The following is a 21,232-nucleotide window of genomic DNA, read 5'->3' as shown; positions in this document are numbered from 1 at the left end:
AAAATCCTCACTGTTGTTGTTAACAAAAAATCTCTCTCGATCGGGACTTACGCACTAAGAGCAAAGAAACCGGGTTTTTTACCTAATCTGCGGGTTACTGCAAATAATTTTCGTAAAAAACCCGGTTTCTGACCACCCGTGCGTAAGTCCTATTGACTTCACTTAAGGTTCGGGAAATCGCGGCTGCCACCATCCATACCAAGAAACCCAAGCATTCTCTAGAATTTTTTTGGCATCTTCTGGAGTTGTTTTATCCAAAGGCACAGACATCTGAGTCCACAAACAGCGCCTGTCTTGAATATTTCCCCTACCCAACAGCCAAAACAGAATCCGGTTCGGCTGCCAATCGCGAGTATTTCGATTGTATCTAAACTGTTCGGAAGTGACTGTAGCACCGCCGCGAGGATTGATACACGAACTCAAATACAGTCGATTTTGCTGCTGCAAAATTCCGTGAAACCCCGCGCCTTGAGTGCTGGCTAATGCTAGTTTACCAGGAGACGACTTGAGAATAGTATGTCCCTTCATCATACCTTCCACGCCCCCAATAGTATTTACCAAATAGCGCATTTCTATTTCTAGATCCTTGCTATTTTTTTGATATTGATACTTTCTGGCAGCCTTGATTTGTGAAGTATCGGTAATTTCCAGCGGCGCGCTCTTGATTAGTTTCCACTCTGCTAAAGGCACCGACTCGGGAAAATTAAACTGGGTTACTAGACTATTGCCTGTTGATGGATAGAATGTCAACTTTCCGGCGACTAATAAAACTCCTGCCAAAGTAACAGCCAAAAGAGAAATTCTAATTGGTTTCCAAGAGGTAATAGCCATTAGCAATTTTGTTTTTTATTATGTGGCGGTTCCGATTGCAAGATTGCAAACCAGCAGAATAGCCCGAAAATGAATACAGCAATCATCGAAAAGACTACCGAACCATTGCCTTCGTGCCAGTATTTAAATGCTTCTTGTTGAGATAGCGCTACCAGCACTGCCATCAGGGCAACTCGCGCAGAGTTCACTAAAAATGCAATAAATATTGCTACAATTGGAACTACAATTTTCTGTCCCCTAGTTGTCGGAAACATCAGCAAGAAAACCAGGGCCAGTCCTAATAATTGTAGGATCGCATTCACGCCAGAACAGCCGTGATTCACTTCGACGCTGCCTTTTTCTAGGATGATATAAACCCCTTTTCGCACAACTTCAAATCCTAGATAGTGCAGGATGAAGGCTGAAAATTTTGCTGTTAGTTTGGCTACGTCAACGAATACTCCGATCAATCCGGGAGGAATCGCTGTATAGGCAAGAATTAGAAGTTCCTGCCAATATTGTTTCAGTCCTTTTGTTCCCGAAGCCAGCAATGCGAGACTGATTCCAGACAAAAAAGGCGTTGCTCTGATAAAAAAGTCGTATCCAGATATCGACGAACTTTTGAGCAATATTAAAGCAATTAACGATGTCCCAAAGAAGCTGGCGAAAACTCCGCTTTCAAAAGTTAAGGATTCGTGTCTTTCCCAAATGAGAAATGCTACGACTCCCCAAAACATTAACATTGTGCCGAAAAGGTCAGTGTCGTTTGTTCTGGAAGTTAGAGTTAGGTGCAGGGCAATCAAACCGGAGGCGATGCCTAACAGCCAGTATTTAGGTTCTTGGACGTGCTTGAGCCAGTTTATTTCAGTCATTGCTGCTTTTTGTTTTTCCTAAAAGCTTCTAAAATGCTTAATCTTGTAACTCTATTAAAATTATCAGCTACAAACACTTTAATTTATGCGTTTCGGATGATTTTTAACTAAATCTTCACAATAATTGACAATGGCGAAGGTGTGTGATACTTACCTCCACCTAATTAAATCTGAAGTTAGGCGCAAAGATTAAAGAAAACAGGTTTTTTAACTCTGATCGATCGCACTCAACTAAAAATTTTCCTTTCTCTAACCCGGTTTCGGCGTCGGGAGTTTAAATTTCAGTTGACAGTTGACAGTTGACAGTTGACAGTTGACAGTTGACAGATGAGTGCGACCTCTACCTAGAAGGAAGAGGATTGAAGTAATGAATCGTCTTCTTTTAATTTCTCGCCTTTAAGGGAGAGGCTTTAAACCAATTTTTTCTGGTAAAGCTTGAAGGCAAGACAGAAACCTTTCTGGACGCACTCTTGAGCTGGAAAACCAGTTTTTTACTGGTTCTGGTTTTTGGTAGCCCGTGCGTCCAAGAGTAGATTAATTAGAGTAGACTTTCCGGTAGTAGGTTTGATATTCCTCCGAAAGCAGGGGTTCCCACCACTCCCGATGGGCTAAGTACCATTCTACAGTCTGCCGCAAACCTTCTTCAACTGTTACTGAGGGAGTCCAACCTAACTCAGTTTTAATTTTGCTGGCATCAATAGCATAACGCCGATCGTGCCCGGCTCTGTCTTTGACAAATGTAATCAATTGTTCGCAAGGACGCGCGGGCAAATCAGAAGCTAATTCGTCCATTAGCTGGCACAGCATTTTTACTAAATCGAGATTTTTTACCTCGTTGTTGCCGCCAACATTGTAGGTTTCCCCTGGTTGGCCGCGGTTAATAACGGCATCTAAAGCGCGGCAGTGGTCGAGAACATAGAGCCAATCTCGCACGTTTTGACCGTCGCCGTAAACTGGCAGCGGTTTGCCCAATAGCATATTGATGCACATTAATGGAATGAGCTTTTCTGGGAAGTGATAGGGGCCGTAATTGTTGGAACAGTTGGTGATAATTGTCGGGACGCCGTAGGTGTGGAAATAGGCGCGGGCGAGGTGATCGCTGCCAGCTTTGGAGGCTGAGTAGGGACTGTTGGGGGAGTAGGCTGTTGTTTCTGTGAAGGCTGGGTCATCGGGGCCGAGACTGCCGTAAACTTCGTCGGTAGAAACGTGGAGGAAGCGCATTTGTGCTTTGAGAGAGGGCTCATCAATTGCTTCAAAATGCTTGCGGAAGGCTTCTAAAAGTGTGAAGGTTCCGACAACGTTTGTTTGAACAAAGGCGGCAGGCCCGATAATTGACCTGTCAACGTGGGATTCTGCGGCAAAGTGGGCGACTGTGGTGATGTTTTCTTCTTTGAGCAAGGTATCGACTAGGGTACGATCGCAAATATCCCCCTGCACAAACCGAAAATTTTCGCCTCCTTCCAAAGTTGCCAGGGTTTGTCTGTTGCCGGCGTAGGTTAAAGCGTCGAGTACGACTACTCTATCGCCCGGATAGCTGTTGCACCACTGATGCACAAAATTCGAGCCGATAAATCCAGCCCCGCCCGTCACCAACAATCGGCGAGGATCTCGCTCAATGCCTTGAGTCGCGTTGTCTGTCATAAAAATAAGAGTTATTCCAATAACTAAGCCTTTACAAAAGTAGCCTTAAAAGTAGTTTGTTACCAAGTGTTTGCTGCCATGTAACTAAATTTTTTACTGTCTCACCTCAGATTTTCTAATTTGGGCGCGATCAAAGTATTGGTTCACAAAACTTGAAGTTCTACCAGTTTTTTAGCCAAAACGCTTGCAGAGCAAGCATTGCAGGTTTTTAAGCTGGGAAATTTAAATTTGAATTGCGTGAGGCTATAGCTGACTTTTGCGATCGATCCTCGATATGGGCGGCGCGCAGAGTTGATACATTTGTAAAGAGCTGTTACCATTAATTTTTTAATTATCCTTTACAATCTCCAGAGCACCATGAAGAAGTTTCAAGTGTTAGCTGGCATTGCTTCCGTCGTGGCGATCGCAAGCAGCATCGCTGTTTGTGACGCTGCATCTGCTTTCCCCTGTTCCTACAGCAAATCTGGGGCGGCTAAATCTGGTTCTGCGCCAACCCTCCTAGGTTCCGGCGGCTCGGAGCGCATGAATCCGTGGAAATCCTACAAAACAGCAGCTCTCGGTTTGCTCGGTTTGGCGGGAGTTTTGGGTGGGGGTGCGGCCTACATGAGCTACCGCGCCGGCAAGCGCGCTTCTGCTGCTTGCGCTGCGATGACCGATAATTTTGAAGTTTTTGAAGAGTCGATCGATCCGATCGCAGATGCAGGTGTTTCTGGACACATGGAAATTCCGGCTTTGCTCGATTTGGCCCCGGCGGGTGCTGTAGCTGAGTCAGCAGATGCGGTTGCGGCCGTTCGCGAACACCCAGAAGCTCCGGGCGGCGAGCTGGATTTGCCAGTTTCGCCAATTGCTGAGTTGAGTTCTGAAATTGCGATCGAACAAGTCCAAAGCGCGATCGTCAAATAGTTATCTCAAACCAAAGTATTCGCTTAGCGCACCTCCAATCTTGCAAGATTGGAGGTTTTTTGAGTGGAAATTATATACCCCTACAATTTCTTGTCATTGCGATCGCGAAGCACTGCAAACAATAGACAAATGAATCAATAGCACACAATATCATATTCCGGCGAAGCAAACGAGCGCTGAATTAATATCAATAAAAAAAACTCTTGCTACAATCATCAATCTCATACCAATTATTAAAAGTCGCTGCTCCCCGTCAGGACTAGGCTGTGCCGTTTCCCTACTGTATTTGAACTGTATTTGATCCGAGTGAAAACTGCTATAAAATTAGATGAGTCAAAGCGAGACAGTAGGCTGCCGAGGCGATCGCTAAAAATACTCTTCAGATCAATCTGAGGGTAGACGGCAAAAGTTCAAATCGCCTGCTAGGGTGGGAATTATAGCCCTACAGATTACAACTATAGGTTATTATGAATGCTTGGCGCGATCGATTCAATCAATTTACAGGTCACACTCGATTGGCAGTTTGCCGGGTGTTCGTTCACCTAACAGGTGAAGAAGTTGCACCGCTGTTAGGAGTTCTCAACCACACCGCCAGAAAAGCAATTGATGCCGATGGCAACCTAGCAGTTTTAGGAGAAGGTCTTGTAGAAATTTGCAATCACCTGTTGCAATACGACAACTACTGGCAAGCAGCCGCCAATGAAGGCGATGTTTTTTGGAAGGAAGGCGAAGCCGGCGATTATGTGGATGAACTATTCACTGATTCAGCCGATCGCTATCTCAGCGAGCCTCAATACAGTACATCTGTTTACGATAAAAATTCCCCCTTGTCTTTGCCGGTAACTAGAAATGTGGTGGTGATGCTGACAGTTGCGTATGAAGGCGAAGTTCCTGCCCTAGAAACTGACCTCGCTGATATCAGCGCGCTGAAAGTCGGTTTAAAAGCCCTGATTAATTTACATTATCAAGAAAGGCTCCGAGCTGTGCAAGTTCACTTTTCTCCCGCACAGTTGGGAGACGAACTTACCAACGACCAAGTGTTGGTAAATTTCCCCGAACTTATTCCCCTTTAAGGAAAGAAGAAGTTCGGCAACGGATTCACTAACGGATGTAACTGATGTAACTGATGTAACTGATGTCGGGAAGAAGGAAGAAGGAGCAATTATCAAACAACCCATGCCAAATTACAAATTACTATTTATGATGCTGCGAAAACTGACAATTTATTTCATGGCTTTAACTTTTTTATGGACGGCAACCGCCTGCGGTTCTCCTAGCAGACAAACTTCGACAAATCCTGCTGGAAATCCAAATATTAACACAGTGCGTCCTGCACCAAATAATAACTTGAGTCAAGGTCAATATTCTGTACAGCAAGCTACCTACGACGATGCGGATGGCGAATACAGTTTGATGTTGCTGAATACTCCCGCCGGCAGTCCCCCAGTTTACCGCACTAAGGATTTGCAAATGGCTCGCTTAACAGATGAAGAAACATCGGCAGGCAAGAAAAGTTATCTAAATTTGGATAACAATCAAGCGGTTTTGCATTTGACAGAAGATTTCAAAATTGAGTACGTTCACAACGTTACCGAAACTGTTAATAACCCTCAAACAGGTCAGCCACAAACCGTAGTAGTGAGACAGCAATCTGGCTTCTGGGCCCCGTTTGCTGGGGCTATAGCCGGTCAGGCGATCGGCAGTTTGTTATTTAGACCCCAATATTATATGCCGCCAGTCTATCAGCCGGGAATTATGACAGGATATGGCGGGTATGGCAATACTTACGGCCAAGCTGTTAACCAATATCAAACTCGCTACAAAACTCCGCCTCCAGTTGTGAGAAACCGTCAAGTTTTAAGGACGACTGGCCGCTTGCGATCGCCCACATATAACCAGCCAGTAAGACCCTCAGCACGGCCAAATGGCAATCGATCGACCGGTTCGGGTTACGGTGGCAGCACTTTGAGGCGATCGCCGCAGCCGCGTCAAAATCAAAACAAGCGGCAGCCGAGTTTTGGTAGTGGCAGGAATTCTCGTCAACCGAGTCGGAGTCGCTCTTCCGGGGGTAGAAGGCGCTGAATTGAAGATGGCAAAAATCAGCATCTGACATCGGTAAAAGTTAATTTTATATATTCTCCCGATGCCACGCCGCCGCAGTAGGGAGAATGAAAACTTTGGAATAGTTGATTTAGCCCTCTCTGTTTCCCCCAGACTAAAAAAATATGTGATTTAATTTCTACATTGGTATTTAGGTGACAATATGTCTTCTTCACAACCCCCGTCAGGGGAAAGAAATCCTCTAGGATTGGATGAATTGATTGCTATCTTGGTTGCCTTCGGCACGATGGGAGCAATTTTATTTTGGGTAACAGGTAAAAATCCCGATCGATTGAATGCCAGAAATTGGCAATTTCCAGCCGTTTTCTCTCAGCCTGCTGTTACGCCCGCGAGCCCGGGAATATTAACGCCAGAATCGCCAAGTTCGGATTTGCGATCGCCCGCTACAACGCTCATTCCTTCACAACGGGAAGTCGCACCTGTGGCACCTTTAGGGCCGATTTTACCGCAAAATCCTCCGGTGGGTGTAATCGTTGTTCCTCCCACGCCAATTGCGCGATCGACTCCCAATTCAGCAATTACCAAACCCACAGCTGATAAACCCAAAGTTGGGCTCGTTAGATTCTCAGATGTTCCAGACAAATATTGGGCGCGTCCATTCATTGTCGCTTTAGTCGATCGGAAAATCTTTACTGATTTGACTGACAGTAAATTTCGTCCCGACGAACCGATGACGCGAGCCGAACTAGCCCGCTTAATTGAGCGAATGTCCGACAAAAAACCGACCCGAAAACCGATTAATTTTGAAGACGTGAAAGACAAGAGCCCTGCCGCTAGTGCGATCGATGGCAGCGTACAAAAAGGATTTCTTCAAGGATACCCAAACAATGAGTTCCGTCCCACAAAAGACGTTCCCCGTGTAGAAGTCATCGTAGCATTAGCTAGCGGTTTAAACCTGAAACAAGAAGGGAGTGCAAGCAAGATTTTACAAGTTTATACAGACAGGAAAAAAGTGCCGAAATGGGCAGTTGACAAAGTAGCAGCAGCGACTAAAGCTGGCATTGTTGTCAACCACCCGAAGCCCACACTTTTGCAGCCCAACAAAACAGCAACTCGCGCGGAAGTAGCAGCCATGATTTACCAAGCTATGGCCAAAAAAGGTAAAGTACCTGCTAAACCTTCTAAGTATGTTATCAAGTCGGTCAAGTCGTCCAAATAATATTTTCACCCCTCATGTAGGGCGCGCAATCGGCACTGATCGATCTTGTAGGGTGTGCACGGCGCACCGATATATCTACACTCCTGGACGCACGCGCCCGGCCACAAACCGGGTTTAGACCTAGTTTTCTAGTTGAGAAATCATGTAGGGTGTGCACGGCGCACCGATCTAAAAACTCAATCGTTGCGCCGCAGCGCACCCTACAAATTTCACTGCGAACCTGTTAGATTAATCTTGAAACACCATAATGCTGCCCGAATAGCAAGCTACCCAAACCTGATTAGTTTCCGGATCGTAAGTAATCCCGATCGGACTTGAATTAACCTTCACTGTTTGCAGAACTTTCATATCGCTCGTCCTAACTTTGCTAACAGTATTCGAGAAATAGTTGACCACATAAAGCAGTTTTCCCTGATCAGAAATCGTCATGCTGCGAGGGGCTTTTCCAGTCGAAACCTTGTCCACCACTTTACCAGTTTTTAGGTCAATTTTTGCCACATTTCCTTCACCATTTAAAGTGGCATAAAGATAGTTGCCATTGGGGTCGATCGTCAAATGACGCGGCGCATTGCCAATATTTCTCAGCCATTCTACCGAAAAGTCGATGAGATTAACTTTCGCAATATCGGAAGAACCCATGATAGCAACATAGGCATTTTTTGAGTCGGGAGTAACAACAATACCCCGAGGATATGCACCCAGTTTCACGCGCTCGACTTCGAGATTTTTATTGATATCAACTACGCTCAAATCCCAACTGCACCAATTGCTCGCGAGCGCGAAGCGATTGTCAGGCGAAACAGCATTGAATTTGGGAACTGCACCGACAGGAATTACCTTTTCTATTTTCAAAGTTTGGGTATTGATGCGGTAAAGAAAACTTTGATCGTGTTTTGCCGCTGGAGAACACCTGTCGGTTCCCGGATTGCTAAACCCGGAACCGTACATTTTGTAGTTGGAGACGTAGGCATATTTGCCATCGGTTGAAAAAGCCGCTTCTACGGGAGATCCTTTATAATCGCCTTTGAATTTAGAAAAGCCAAACTTCGACAAGTTTACTGTATCGGGAATAGTCTTGACTAATTTAAAGTTCCTGTCGTAAACTGTGATTGTGTGGCGGTACATCATGTTTTGAGCAAAAAACAAACCAGAACCCGAATAAACTATTGATTTTGGCGAGATGTTACCGTAAATTGTTTTTTTCAAGGTCATTTTTCCTTGAGTGTTGTCGGGAGGATTTACTAGCCTTGTGGGTTGTGATTCACTTTCTTTGTCCTCGGAGTTTTCAGTTTTAAAGGGTGGCAAAGAGGGTTCTTGAAATAGAGATTCTTGGGGCTGAGTTTTAGTTTGATCTTCTAGTTCGTTTGTGTTATCTGTGGCGGTAGGAGATGGCGAAGATTGATCGACATTTGGCGCGAGTTTTTCCGCAGCTTCAATACTCGCATCTTCCGGCTTACCTTTCAGTGCTGACAAGGTTTTAGGGCCAACAATTCCGTCAACTTTTAGGTTGTTCTCTGCTTGAAACTTTTTCACAGCAGCCAGGGTGAGAGAACCGTAAAATCCTGTAGCCTTACCGCGAAAATAGCCTGCGTTTTGTAGAGTTTTCTGGAGTTCGGCTACTTCCGAGCCTGAATCACCTTTTTTGAGGGCGAGTGCGGGATTGACTAAATTGAAAATTGTGAGAGCGATCGTAAAGAAAAGTAAAGGAGTATAGGCTAAATTTAGGTGCATTTTTGAGTGGGTCGATCGAGTTTGACCCGCAGCCGTTTCCCAAGTTTCAGCTAAATGTAGGTATGCCAGTGCGTCCATAGTTTTTATCGGGTATTTTTGGTGCTATGATACACCAGTTAATACCATTTTAGATTTTAGATTTTAGATTTTAGATGGGGAATGACTGATGCAATATGGGTTTGCAGCTTGCCTACAGTTGCATTCTTTTTTTAAACTTGTATAACATTGATTAAAGGAAAAATCTTATTATAATCAAACTTAGGGTAAAATATCCTAGCAGTTTTTAGAGCAGTTTTTAATGGTGTAAGTAAGTAGGAGCGATCGACAATGTGGAGTGGGGAACAAACAACCGCAGAATCAACGACAAAAGAATCCCGCCAGACGTTGCTGTGGGACGGTGACGGGGGACTTTGCCAGCGGGCTTGGGTAGAAATCGATTTAGCAGCTTTAACTCACAATGTAAAACAGCTTAAAAAGCTCTTATCTCCCCACACAGAACTGATGGCAGTTGTGAAAGCGGATGCTTACGGGCATGGTGCTGTTGCAGTCAGTCAAACAGCATTGCAAGCAGGTGCTAGTTGGCTGGGAGTGGCGACAATTCCCGAAGGAATAGAATTGCGAGAAGCTGGGATAGAAGCGCCGATTTTGCTGTTGGGGGCAACCCATACAGCCCAACAGGTAAAGGCGATCGCCCATTGGCACTTGCAGCCCACTATTTGTACTGCCAAACAAGCCCTCATTTTTTCGGAAGTTCTCGCAGGCATTAACCAATTTTTGCCAGTTCACGCTAAGTTAGATACGGGAATGTCTCGCTTGGGTACGCCCTGGCAGGAAGCTACAGAATTTGTGCAATTAGTCAAGCGGTTGCCCAATTTAAAATTAGCCAGTATTTACTCTCACTTGGCGACAGCAGATAGTCCAGACTCCGCAGTTATGAGAGAGCAGCACCAGCGGTTTCAAAAGGCGATCGAGCAAATTAAAATAGCAGGAATTAACCCCCCTCGCCTCCACTTGGCTAACTCTGCTGCAGCCCTCGCTGACCCGGATTTGCACTACGATTTAGTGCGAGTCGGTTTAGCTACCTACGGTCTTTATCCAGCACCTCACTTGCAGTCGATCGCCAATTTGAAGCCCGCAATGCAGGTAAAGGCTAGGGTAACGCAGGTGAAAACAATCGAAGCAGGAACCGGCGTCAGTTACGGCTATCAATTTATAGCTCAGCGGCAGACACAGATTGCCGTAATTGGTATCGGCTATGCAGATGGTATTCCGCGCAATCTTTCTAATAAAATGCAGGTTTTAGTCCGGGGTCAGTTCGTGCGACAAGTGGGCGCGGTAACGATGGATCAATTAATGCTGGATGTAACCGATATTCCCAATTTAGAAGTCGGCGAAGTGGTGACGCTGTTGGGCAAAGATGGAGAATATCAAATTACTGCTGATGATTGGGCCGCGACTTTAGGAACTATTTCGTGGGAAATTCTCTGCGGTTTTAAACACCGATTGCCCCGCGTAGCAGTACACTATTAACAGTATTCCGGCAGGGGTTTAAACCCCTGCCTCATAGCAAAACTCGGTTAAAACCGACTCAAGATTTTGAGCGAGGAAATTATTGATTGTAGTCCTCTTTGAGAGGAGTTTAGCTATGAGACATGGGTTAAAAATCCCTGTCGGACTCTCCGACTTATGCAGAAGACTGAGACTGCGTTTACCAATGCCCAATGCCCAATGCCCTGTTTGCCCAATTCCCAATGCCCAATTCCCAATTCCCAATTGATATGACAGTTATTCAGACGTTTTTACCTATAGCCCAAACCTTCTATTCTCAGCTAAATGCAGAAAGAACACAAGCCTTGGAAGTAGCCCAAGAATTCTCAAAAAAATTCGTAGAATTGGGGTTTAAAATTGTACCTCAACTGCTGTGGGCGATCGGCATTTTGCTAATTACGCGATTTGCGATCGGCTTTGCGGGCCGCGTGACTCGCCGAGCACTGAGTCGCACCGAAGCCACGCTGCGGAAATTCTTAGTTCAAGCTGCTGAAATTACGATTTTGGTAGTGGGAGTAGTCGCCGCTTTGAGTCAGTTGGGAATTCAAACTACCAGCGTGGTTGCGGTGGTGGGTGCAGCGGGTTTGGCCATTGGTTTGGCGTGGCAAAATACTTTGTCGCACTTTGCTGCTGGGGTAATGTTGATTAGTTTGCGGCCCTTTGAAGTCGGAGATGCGATCGAAGCTGCGGATGTTAAGGGAGTGGTGGACAGCATCGGGATTTTTTCAACAACCGTGGTGACAGACGATCGCATAAAAATTATTGTCCCGAACAACCAGTTGTTTAACGGTACACTGAAAAATACAACGGCAATGGGAATGAGGCGAGTAGACTTGAAAATTGATATTGGCGATCGGGCGATCCGTCCAACGATGGCTGAGTTATTAGAAATTGCCCACTCTCACCCGCTGGTGTTGGAGAATCCGCCCCCGACTTGTTTGGTAGCCGAGATTACTCCCGATACAACTATTTTATCTCTCCGACCTTGGTGCGCGTCGGTGGCCTACGAACAAGTGCGATCGCAAGTTCAACAATACGTCAAAGAGGCAATGGATGCCGACAAAAATCAAGAGCAATAGATATCTATCTATCTAAACTTAAAAATCCAAATTGATCCGAGGTATTTCCCATGAGCAAGTGGTATCCGCAGCAAATTTTGCAAGAAGCCGGTGTCAGAATCACCGCAACCGAGAAACAAACAATTCTCAGCAAATTTCCGCCTCCCGACGAAAACGGTCAAATCTATGCCGACGGGGTTTTTGAAGGCGGCGGTGTGCGCGGAGTTGCGTTTTTAGGAGCACTCAGGTGCTGCAACGATTTGGGCATCCGCTGGCGAAAACTGGCAGGCACTTCTGCCGGTGCAATTACCGCCGCAGTATTGGCAACCGACTTGTCAATTGATGACTTAGAGGAAATTTTAGGTCAGCTCGATTACAGCATATTTTTAACTAAAAAAAACAGTCCTCTAATTTTAAACGGCGACCCCGCAGACGATTTGCAATCCCCAGCTTGGACGCTACTTTTTCTAACAGTTAGCCGTCAAATGGGAGAATATTCCGCGCAGCCTTTCCGGCAGTGGCTGGAAACAATGCTCGGTCGAGGTAACTTGCACACTTTTGCCGATGTCAAACAAATCGTAAAAGACCGGGAATTAAAAGTAGTAATATCCAACCTGACTCGCGGTGAAATGTTGGTGCTGCCAGACGACTTACACCGACGCGAATCGACGGATTCCGATCCTTTGTATGAGCAGTTGCGACTCCAAAGCGCTGAAGATTTTAGCGTTGCTGAAGCCGTTCGGTTGTCGATGAGTATTCCCCTATTTTTTGAACCAGGAAAACTGGGCGATGACTTAATTGTAGATGGCGGAATTTTGAGCAATTTCCCCCTGTGGATTTATGACAAACAATCCGTCGGTTCCACTCCTGCTATGCCCCGCTGGTTTACCTTTGGGTTTCGATTAGTCGATACCGGAATTGAGACTAAAGCTAAGATTGATACTCCCCTGTCGATGCTGGCGGCGATGTTCAGAACGATGATGAAAGCAAGAGACCGCTATCACCAGCGAGAAATGGATAAGGGCAGGGTGATTAATATTGATGTGACTGAAGCTGGGGTGACGACGACAGATTTTAATCTCGATGCCGATCGCAAGGCTCACCTGTACCGCTTGGGATATTTGTATACTAAGAGGTTCTTTTTGAGTTCCAATTTTAGTTGGGAAAAGCACTTGAAGGCTAGGGGCTTTGGGGAGTAGGCGATCGGGTTAAGGTGTCGGATGCTAGACAGGGTGACGATTTCAGGATCTTTTGCGATTAGGGGTTGCCAAAGGCTGAATCTGTGTGCTATGGTTAGTTGCTGTCATCTGGAGAGGTGGCTGAGTGGTCGAAAGCGGCAGATTGCTAATCTGTTAAGGGTGTTATCACCCTTCGGGGGTTCGAATCCCCCCCTCTCCGTTCTATTCAATCCTTTATCAATCAAGGGTTTTGGATTCGTCATAACCTTAAAAGTTGCGTTTTCCGGTCATTTTTTGCTCACTATTGGCGATCGGTAGCGCCACCTCAGTCTGCCGTGAGGGTCAATGAAGCTATCGCTGCGATCGCAATTTTCCAAACAACGATCGCAATATGGTACGCTCAAGAGCCGGATATTCATCTGTGTTAAGGTGTGAGGAAGTGATTCCAGAATTCGATGAAAACGGCAACTTACCCCCAGGAGTACATTTTTGCGAATGGGAAGAATTTGTAGAACGATTTGGAAGCAACGAGCTGAGGTTGCGTTTAATGCGCGGACTGCGAATGGCAATGGAGCAACTCAAAGCAGGTGGTTGCCGGACAATTTATATCAACGGCAGCTTTGTTACCATTAAACCAAACCCAGGAGATTTTGATGCCTGTTGGGATAGCGAGGATGTCGATTACGATTATCTCCGAAAAAATGCCCCTAGATTACTAAATCATTTGGATCGTAGCGCACAGAAATCCAAATATAAAGGTGAAATTTTTCGTTCAGATCAACCTGTAGGAGATTACGGTTTAACTTCTATAGAATTCTTTCAGCGTGACAGACAGTTAAATCATAAGGGCCTTATTGCTATAGATTTATTAAGGTGGAACCCATGATTAAAAATGAAAAAGAGTATGAATATAGTCAAGAATGCGCCCGAAAATTTGAATATTCTCTTAGGGCGTTAGAGCAAGATGAGGAACTGAAGAAAAAAGACCCCGAAGGGTGGCAACTTTCTGGGGATGTCAAACAATCTCACCTGATGGCTTTACAAGCAGAAATTGCTGAATATGACAGGCTTACATCTCATGATAGCGACACCCCAATAGTATTAACACTTGATGCTATTGATTATTTACCCCAAATCTTGATTAAAGCTCGCCTGGCAGCTAAGCTAAGCCAAAAAGAATTGGCAGATTTAGCTGGACTGAAAGAAGAACAAATTAAACGTTATGAAGATAATGACTACGAAGATGCCAGTTTTTTGGATGTAAGATTTGTAATTGATGCACTGGAAATTCAAATTCAAAAAGGTGAGTTTCTAGTTCCTTTAGATACCCTAAGAAGAACGCCAGTTAGCAAAGAAGAATTACTTTCCTCAACTCATCGTTTTCACAGCCAACAAGATCAACGAATGATGGAGCAAGTTCAATTAAAAAGTTAGCGTTGACAGTTGACGATGTTAGATGCCCAACTTGTTAAAGAAGTCGGGCATCTGTGTATATAGTTTTCAATTTACAAACCTAAATCTAATTAAGCACTTTCATCGCTTCGACAAATTGCCGCGATATAAATGGTAAAATCTGTTCATTCTTGCTATTCTCTTTACCCTCGGTAAATACAACTAACAAATACGGCCGCAAACCCGGTATTTCAATATAAGCAGCATCGTGACGAACTTGACTTGTCAGTCCCGCTTTTGACCACAATTTTGCTGATTCTGGCAATCCGCCACCTAAAAAACCTGTGACTTGATTTTCAGGATCTGCTTCTAATTCTGCTGGTTCTAAACTGCGTTTCATTAAACCCATCATTTCTTGCGATGCTTTGGCAGAAACAGCTACGCCGCCGATTATACTGTGCAGCAAACGCGCCGCTGCATTTGTGGTCAGCATATTTCTATTTTCCATTAATTCTCCCAGAACTGCTCGCTCGCGACCGTAGGGGCCGTCACACCAGGTTTTTTGATTGGCGTTAATATTTTGTAATTCCGACCAATCCAATGATTGAAAGTAACGGTTGACAAGGTTTCGCTGCTGTTTCCAAGTTTCAAAGGGGCCTGGTGATAATTCTGGGCCGCTGGTGGTGCCGGTGAGCGCGTCTACTACTAAACTGGTGGCGTCGTTGCTGGAATCAACTATCATATCTCGGACAGCACGTTCTAATTCTGGCGATGTTTGAATCATGCCTTTTTGCGCCCATTCCCAGATGGCCACGAGGTAGAATAATTTGACGATGCTGGCTGGATAAATTCGTTCGGCAGCTCTGGCGCTAAAACCTCGCGGTTGATATTTCCAAAATTCTTGGGCGCTGAGGGCTCCGCCTGTATTGACTCGCACCGGCGGATCGTAGACTATCCAGGTAATGGCTGTACGATCGCCCGTTAAGCCTGTAAATTCTGACAATGCGGAGTCTATAATGCTACTGCCGAGATTTTCTAATTGTTCGTCTTTGTGAAAAAATGTCATGGTTGATGGCTGACGCTTAACGGTTAACGGCTAGCAGCTAATGGCAATCTATCGTTAAATGCGAACAATTAACAGCAAACAATTAGCAATTAGCAATGGCCAATTATCAATTATCTGATGTTGTGGAGTACCGGGCGCGATCGCACATAAATATTTACGATTCCCCAAAGTGCGATCGACTCGCAACTCAAGCGGCGGTGGGGCGGCATTTGCGCGCCGTCGAACTCCCCCTAAAACAGAGCGATGCAAACTTGGATACAACGGCTGTGATGGTGCGGCTGTGCGAAGATGATTATCCCGGATGGCTGGATATTCGAGATGTTGAGTTGCTCGATGCGACAGAGACAGTGTATCATCCTCTGGTGCTTTCTGAGGCCCAAATTAGGGAGAAATTGCCGATCGCCATTACTTTTGCTCGTGACGCTATGAACCAATCCAATTATTATCTTTGGGGCGGTACTGTCGGGCCAAATTATGATTGTTCGGGATTGATGCAAGCTGCTTTTGTGGCTGCGGGTATTTGGTTGCCGAGAGATGCTTATCAGCAGGAAGCTTTCATTAGACCTATTAGTATAAGTGATTTAGAACCAGGAGATTTAGTATTTTTTGGTACAGCGGAAAAAGCAACTCACGTAGGATTGTATCTGGGCGATAGTCGTTATATTCACAGTTCAGGAAAAGAACAAGGTCGCAATGGTATCGGTATCGATGTTTTGTCGGAAAATGGGGATAAAGTTAGTCAATGTTATTACCGACAATTGCGCGGATATGGTAAAGTTGTGGCAAGTTATCAACCTAGTGAGTTGTTGACGGTTGACTGTTGACGGTTGACTGTTGATATTATCGAATAAAAAAATGGACGCTGCATTATTTTTGGAAAAATTGGCTGCACAGCAGGCTGGCGCTGAGGTTGTTCTCGATGTTTCGGTGGTAGTGCCGGTGTATAATGAGGTGGAAAGTTTGCCTCATTTGATTGAGGCGATCGCCTCTTCTATCCAACCATCTGGACTCAGCTATCAAATTATTTGTGTAGATGACGGTTCTAAGGACGGTTCGGCTGAACTTCTCCAGCAGTTAGCCAGCAGTCGCGATGACCTTTGTGCTGTAATTTTGCGCCGCAATTACGGGCAAACTGCTGCCATGTCGGCAGGTTTCGATCGCGCTCGCGGTCGTGCTATTGTGACGCTAGACGGCGATTTACAAAATGACCCGGCTGATATTCCGCTATTGTTGGCAAAGTTAGATGAAGGCTACGATTTAGTGAGTGGCTGGCGGAAAAATAGGCAGGATAATACTATTAGTCGGTTGATTCCTTCTAAAATTGCGAACTGGTTAATTGGTCGCGTTACAGGCGTAACTTTGCACGACTACGGCTGTTCTTTGAAAGCTTATAAATCCGAGTTGGTAGCAGACTTGAATCTCTACGGGGAATTGCACCGCTTTTTGCCTGCTTTGGCCTTTATTGAAGGGGCGAGAATTGCCGAAATGCCGGTGCGGCATCACGCCCGTCGTTTCGGTCAAAGTAAGTACGGGATTTGGCGGACTTTTCGCGTGTTGATGGATTTGTTAACTATTTCTTTTATGAAAAAGTTCCTGACTCGACCGATGCACGTTTTTGGACTTTTGGGACTTAGTTCTATGACGTTGGGAACGGTTTTAGGAATTTATTTGACAGTCTTAAAATTGGGTTTTGGTCAAATTATTGGGAACCGCCCTTTGCTGATTTTGGCTGTGGTTTTGCTGTTAACTGGCGTGCAGTTATTTTGTTTTGGTTTGTTGGCGGAAGTGATGATGCGGACTTATCACGAATCCCAGGGAAAACCAATTTATCGAGTGCGCGAGGTGTTTGGTTATAAGTAAAGGATTGGTGTTAGTAGATCCCCGAATTCTAGCATTAGCATTGATGTTGAGTCTGGGAAACGGTTGCAGAAGTCGGGGATCTGGTGTTATATGATTTAACTCATCTGCGATATTGAACAGTCCAATCTCAAATGGTAAGGTGCGTCGCCACGCTTGAATCTGAAAGTTTCATTTAGTATCTCATAGCGACGCACCCTACAGATTACTGTCAACTGTCAACTGTCAACTGTCAACTGTCAACTGTCTAACTCATCACTTTTTGAGCTTGTCGGAGAGATGTAATAGTTGCGATCGCGTGTTGGGAGACTGCATCTATTTCTGCTGCGGTATTGAAGCGGCCAATACCAAAGCGAATCGAAGCGTAGGCTAATTTGTCCGATCGCCCGATCGCTGCTAAAACATGAGATGGAGATATTTTCGCAGAAGTACAAGCAGAACCAGAAGAAACTGCCGCCGCCGGTTGCAAACCCAACATCAACGCTTGACCGTCAACCCCGCCTACACTAATATTGAGATTCCCTGGCAATCTCTTCGTAGCGTGACCGTTGAGAAAAACATCGCCCAATTCACTCAAATTTTCCCACAAACGCTGCCGCAAATTAACCACTCGTTCTGTTTCCGACGGCATTTCTGCAATTGCCAATTCTACTGCTTTGGCAAACCCAACTATTTGCGGTGGGTAGAGAGTTCCCGATCGCATTCCCCGTTCGTGGCCTCCTCCGTGCATTTGCGGCGCTAGCTGCACTCTCGGTTTGTTGCGACGCACGTAGAGAGCACCGATACCTTTTGGCCCGTAAATTTTGTGGGCTGTCAAGGACATTAGATCGATATTCATCTCCTCTACGTCGAGGGGAATTTTGCCGATCGCCTGTGCCGCATCTGTGTGAAAAAGAATGTCATTTCCGCGACAAATTGCAGCAATTTCTGCGATCGGCTGGATAACGCCAATTTCGTTGTTAGCCGTCATCACTGAAACTAAAATTGTCTCGGCGCGAATCGCTTTGATCAAATCGCCTATATCAATCAGCCCGTCGCTTTTCACGGGTAAAACAGTAATGTCAAACCCCAATTTTTGCAAATAGGTACAGGGGTCAAGAATTGCATTGTGTTCGGTTTTTACTGTGATAATGTGCTTTCCTTTACTGAAATAAGCTTCGGCGATGCCTTTGATCGCTAAGTTATTTGCTTCGCTGGCGCCGCTGGTAAAAACAATTTCTTCTGGGGAGGCGTTGATCGCTTCTGCTATGATTTGTCGTGACTGTTTTACCGCTGCTTCTGCTTCCCAGCCGTAGACGTGGTTGATACTGGCTGCGTTGCCGAATTGTTCGGTGAAATACGGCAGCATCGCATCAAGTACCCGTTGATCTACGGGGGTTGTGGCGTGATTGTCGAGGTATATAGGACGTACAGACATAGTGCTAGTTTTGGTTGAAAAAAGTGTTAGGTTTATTGTAGACGAGCCCCTTGTTCTACTACAAAACTTTATAATTAACAAATATTTATGAAGATTTATGCGAGCTGACATTCAGGGATTAGAAATTACTATCGGTGAGCTCAAGCACCTCACCGGTGCCGGGCCCGATCGCGTATACCGGCCGCCGACAGCGACTAAGTTTGCCGGCGAAGCTTTGAAAACAGTCGGTTTAATTGTTTTGGTTCTAATCAGTTGTTGGCTGCTGGTTGCGATATTTCCTATAGCTTATTTGTTGTGGTTCGCCCTTCACTTGGTTGCGATACTCGGTTTAATCCTTGAGGATGCGTGGAAAATTCGGTGCAGTCGGCAAAACCAACATTTAATCAATCTTTTTGATGATGTCGATCGCTATAATGGTATAATCGCAGCTATCGCCATTAATGATCAGATAGAAGATGCTGGCAATGCGGAAGTCAAAATCGGCGATCGCGCCAAAGTAATTCAAGCTTTGCAGCTAATCAGAGACGATTTAGTTCGAGCTTTGAAAACTGAAAGAATTCTTAGGGAAAACAAAAAATTTGTCGCTACTAATTCCGAATTGTTTGCCAATAACTTAAGAAATTTGAATGCCCTGCAAATTAGCGATAGATCGAGCCAGCCGGGACGATTGCTCAACGAAGCTTTGCAGGTAGCCGTGGGAGTTCAAGCAGAAATGAAAAAGTTGCAAGATCGAAACGCTGCTAATTTTAAAAATGGCAAAACTTAGTAGCGTGCACGGCTGCGTGCGCCTTTTACCCAGTAGCAACATGAAGCTTACTGAACCGCTCGAACTCAAACACATTCTCCAAATGATAAGTTATGAGAAATGTGAAAAAAATATCATAACTATTGTAAATTTTTTCCTGTTACGTAACAGGTAAGGATATCTTGGGAAGGTGACGTTAACAACAAGGTCAGTATGTCTTCTAGCAAACCCAAGATTATAGTTCTCGACGACGATCCGACAGGTTCTCAAACCGTGCACAGTTGCTTGCTGCTGACACGTTGGGACGAAGACACTCTGCGTTTGGGACTGCGGGACAAATCCCCGATTTTCTTTATACTGACAAATACTCGATCGCTAACTCCCGAAAAAGCAGCCTCCGTCACCCGCGAAGTGTGCCAAAATCTTAAAAAGGCGATCGCCAGCGAAGAAATCGAAGACTTCCTAATAGTTAGCCGTTCCGATTCTACCCTGCGCGGCCACTATCCGATCGAAACCGACGCGATCGCCGAAGAACTTGGCCCCTTCGACGCTCATTTTCTAATTCCCGCCTTTTTTGAAGGAGGCAGAATTACCCGCAACAGCGTGCACTACCTAATGGTTAACAGCGTCGCAACGCCTGTTCACGAAACCGAATTTGCCAAAGATTCAGTCTTCGGCTACAGTCACAGTTACCTGCCAGACTATGTAGAAGAAAAAACCAAAGGCCGCATCCCCGCTGATGCAGTCGATCGCATTTTACTCGCAGATATGCGCTACGGAAGTTTAGATCGACTGATGGACATGACAGACAACCAATGTGCAGTTGTTGACGGCGAAAGTCAAGGCGATTTAGACACATTTGCCAAACACATTCTCGATGCAGCCAGTCAAGGTAAAAAGTTTTTATTCCGCAGCGCGGCCAGTATTTTAACATCCTTAGCTGACATCGGCCACCAGCCTGTAGCAGCCGACGAAATGGCAAAATATGTGAGAAAGGGCAAACCCGGTGCAGTAATAGTGGGTTCCCACGTTAAGAAAACTACAGAACAATTGGAACGCTTGTTAAAAGAACCCAATATAGTTAGCATTGAAATAGATGTATCTCACTTGTTAGAAGATTCACCAGAGTATCGCACCCAAATTCTCGATGAAATTCTCGAAAAAGTCCACACCGCTCATGCCGACGGCAAAACGCCTGTAATTTATACCAGCCGCCAGGAGCTACAATTTAAAAATGCGGAAATCCGGTTAAAATTTGGAGAGGCGGTTTCTGCTTTATTGATGGATATCGTGCGGGGAATGCCTGCGGATATCGGGTTTTTAATTAGCAAAGGCGGCATTACTTCTAATGATGTTTTGAGTACCGGTTTGTCGCTGAAAAGTGTCCGGCAAATCGGTCAAATTATTGCAGGTTGTTCGGTGGTGAAAGCCGAGGCAGACCATCCTCTGTTTCCAAATTTACCAGTGGTTTTGTTTCCGGGAAATGTCGGGGATAGCCATGCTTTGGCTACGGTTTACAAGCGGCTGAGTAAGTAATCAGCAGACCAATCTAAAAAAACAGAACACCCAGAACCCTGACTTCTTAGAGAAGTCGGGGTTCTAACATCTTGAAATTTTCATGCCAGAGCGTGTCTTGACAATCCCCTCAAATAAGCCCTAAGTAGGTAGGCGGGAAAAAACATATCTATGTAACAAAACATTAAGTTACCTAATTGGAGTTAAACTTAAGACGTT

At 45.3% G+C, this 21,232-nt stretch carries 19 protein-coding genes and 1 tRNA gene; 14 read left to right on the top strand and 6 right to left on the bottom strand.

Going from position 1 to position 21,232, the window contains the following annotated elements; all coding sequences use genetic code 11:
• Positions 1 to 162 precede the first annotated feature (162 nt).
• The 3 genes from QUA58_RS20505 to rfbB all read right to left on the bottom strand — a co-directional run bounded on the left by QUA58_RS20505 (position 163) and on the right by rfbB (position 3,323).
• The gene (locus tag QUA58_RS20505; protein ID WP_333254214.1) at positions 163 to 831 is read right to left on the bottom strand and encodes a cyanoexosortase A system-associated protein; all 669 of its coding nucleotides are present in this window, start codon (positions 829 to 831) and stop codon (positions 163 to 165) included.
• Entirely contained in the window at positions 831 to 1,682 is an 852-nt protein-coding gene (gene crtA, locus QUA58_RS20500; protein ID WP_333395620.1) for a cyanoexosortase A, read from the bottom strand. Before crtA ends, QUA58_RS20505 begins: the two co-directional genes overlap by 1 nt.
• Before the next feature lie 534 nt (positions 1,683 to 2,216).
• Positions 2,217 to 3,323, bottom strand: coding sequence for a dTDP-glucose 4,6-dehydratase (rfbB, locus tag QUA58_RS20495; protein WP_333395618.1), 1,107 nt, complete (start codon positions 3,321 to 3,323; stop codon positions 2,217 to 2,219).
• Between the two features lie 357 nt (positions 3,324 to 3,680).
• Here rfbB and QUA58_RS20490 point away from each other — a divergent pair, with 357 nt between their 5' ends.
• The 4 genes from QUA58_RS20490 (at position 3,681) to QUA58_RS20475 (ending at position 7,506) form a co-directional block, all read left to right on the top strand.
• Complete coding sequence (locus tag QUA58_RS20490) at positions 3,681 to 4,226, top strand: hypothetical protein (protein WP_333254221.1); 546 nt, start codon at positions 3,681 to 3,683, stop codon at positions 4,224 to 4,226.
• Positions 4,227 to 4,693: 467 nt separating this feature from the next.
• Positions 4,694 to 5,299 carry a DUF1517 domain-containing protein gene (locus QUA58_RS20485; RefSeq protein ID WP_333395616.1) on the top strand — a complete coding sequence of 202 codons (606 nt, stop codon included), beginning with the start codon at positions 4,694 to 4,696 and terminating at the stop codon, positions 5,297 to 5,299.
• A 127-nt stretch (positions 5,300 to 5,426) separates the two neighbouring features.
• Positions 5,427 to 6,308 carry a hypothetical protein gene (locus QUA58_RS20480; RefSeq protein WP_333395645.1) on the top strand — a complete coding sequence of 294 codons (882 nt, stop codon included), beginning with the start codon at positions 5,427 to 5,429 and terminating at the stop codon, positions 6,306 to 6,308.
• Between the two features lie 181 nt (positions 6,309 to 6,489).
• On the top strand, positions 6,490 to 7,506 hold the full coding sequence (locus tag QUA58_RS20475) for an S-layer homology domain-containing protein (RefSeq protein WP_333395614.1): 1,017 nt from the start codon (positions 6,490 to 6,492) through the stop codon (positions 7,504 to 7,506).
• 228 nt (positions 7,507 to 7,734) lie between these two features.
• Here the strand turns inward: QUA58_RS20475 and QUA58_RS20470 are convergent, their stop codons facing one another.
• A complete protein-coding gene (locus QUA58_RS20470; RefSeq protein WP_333254226.1) occupies positions 7,735 to 9,315 on the bottom strand; it encodes a peptidoglycan-binding protein in 1,581 nt (526 codons plus the stop codon).
• A 249-nt stretch (positions 9,316 to 9,564) separates the two neighbouring features.
• On the opposite strand from QUA58_RS20470, the gene alr reads away from it, so the two are divergent.
• The 6 genes from alr (at position 9,565) to QUA58_RS20440 (ending at position 14,455) form a co-directional block, all read left to right on the top strand.
• A complete protein-coding gene (gene alr / locus QUA58_RS20465) occupies positions 9,565 to 10,767 on the top strand; it encodes an alanine racemase (protein ID WP_333395613.1) in 1,203 nt (400 codons plus the stop codon).
• A gap of 221 nt (positions 10,768 to 10,988) precedes the next feature.
• On the top strand, positions 10,989 to 11,864 hold the full coding sequence (locus tag QUA58_RS20460; protein WP_333254230.1) for a mechanosensitive ion channel family protein: 876 nt from the start codon (positions 10,989 to 10,991) through the stop codon (positions 11,862 to 11,864).
• A gap of 50 nt (positions 11,865 to 11,914) precedes the next feature.
• Positions 11,915 to 13,042, top strand: coding sequence for a patatin-like phospholipase family protein (locus QUA58_RS20455; RefSeq protein ID WP_333395611.1), 1,128 nt, complete (start codon positions 11,915 to 11,917; stop codon positions 13,040 to 13,042).
• 110 nt (positions 13,043 to 13,152) lie between these two features.
• A tRNA-Ser gene (locus QUA58_RS20450) sits at positions 13,153 to 13,241 on the top strand.
• 219 nt (positions 13,242 to 13,460) lie between these two features.
• Positions 13,461 to 13,907, top strand: coding sequence for a DUF6932 family protein (locus tag QUA58_RS20445; protein ID WP_333254237.1), 447 nt, complete (start codon positions 13,461 to 13,463; stop codon positions 13,905 to 13,907).
• On the top strand, positions 13,904 to 14,455 hold the full coding sequence (locus QUA58_RS20440; RefSeq protein ID WP_333254239.1) for a helix-turn-helix transcriptional regulator: 552 nt from the start codon (positions 13,904 to 13,906) through the stop codon (positions 14,453 to 14,455). Before QUA58_RS20445 ends, QUA58_RS20440 begins: the two co-directional genes overlap by 4 nt.
• A gap of 85 nt (positions 14,456 to 14,540) precedes the next feature.
• Here QUA58_RS20440 and QUA58_RS20435 read toward each other — a convergent pair whose 3' ends face one another.
• The gene (locus QUA58_RS20435; protein WP_333395609.1) at positions 14,541 to 15,479 is read right to left on the bottom strand and encodes a serine hydrolase; all 939 of its coding nucleotides are present in this window, start codon (positions 15,477 to 15,479) and stop codon (positions 14,541 to 14,543) included.
• A 95-nt stretch (positions 15,480 to 15,574) separates the two neighbouring features.
• Between QUA58_RS20435 and QUA58_RS20430 the strand changes: the two genes are divergently transcribed.
• The gene (locus QUA58_RS20430; protein ID WP_333254243.1) at positions 15,575 to 16,303 is read left to right on the top strand and encodes a C40 family peptidase; all 729 of its coding nucleotides are present in this window, start codon (positions 15,575 to 15,577) and stop codon (positions 16,301 to 16,303) included.
• 31 nt (positions 16,304 to 16,334) lie between these two features.
• A complete protein-coding gene (locus tag QUA58_RS20425) occupies positions 16,335 to 17,339 on the top strand; it encodes a glycosyltransferase family 2 protein (RefSeq protein WP_333254245.1) in 1,005 nt (334 codons plus the stop codon).
• A 244-nt stretch (positions 17,340 to 17,583) separates the two neighbouring features.
• Here QUA58_RS20425 and QUA58_RS20420 read toward each other — a convergent pair whose 3' ends face one another.
• Positions 17,584 to 18,753, bottom strand: coding sequence for an IscS subfamily cysteine desulfurase (locus QUA58_RS20420; protein WP_333254247.1), 1,170 nt, complete (start codon positions 18,751 to 18,753; stop codon positions 17,584 to 17,586).
• A 97-nt stretch (positions 18,754 to 18,850) separates the two neighbouring features.
• On the opposite strand from QUA58_RS20420, the gene QUA58_RS20415 reads away from it, so the two are divergent.
• Positions 18,851 to 19,519, top strand: a complete 669-nt coding sequence (locus QUA58_RS20415; protein WP_333395608.1) for a hypothetical protein — start codon at positions 18,851 to 18,853, stop codon at positions 19,517 to 19,519.
• A 192-nt stretch (positions 19,520 to 19,711) separates the two neighbouring features.
• Positions 19,712 to 21,034, top strand: coding sequence for a four-carbon acid sugar kinase family protein (locus QUA58_RS20410; protein ID WP_333395606.1), 1,323 nt, complete (start codon positions 19,712 to 19,714; stop codon positions 21,032 to 21,034).
• Positions 21,035 to 21,232: the final 198 nt, after the last annotated feature.

Origin of the sequence: Microcoleus sp. N9_A1, from assembly GCF_036701795.1 — a bacterium.
Taxonomy (GTDB): domain Bacteria; phylum Cyanobacteriota; class Cyanobacteriia; order Cyanobacteriales; family Microcoleaceae; genus Microcoleus.
Note: the sequence above shows the minus strand (reverse complement) of the source record. Positions and strands in the feature narration are given on the sequence as shown.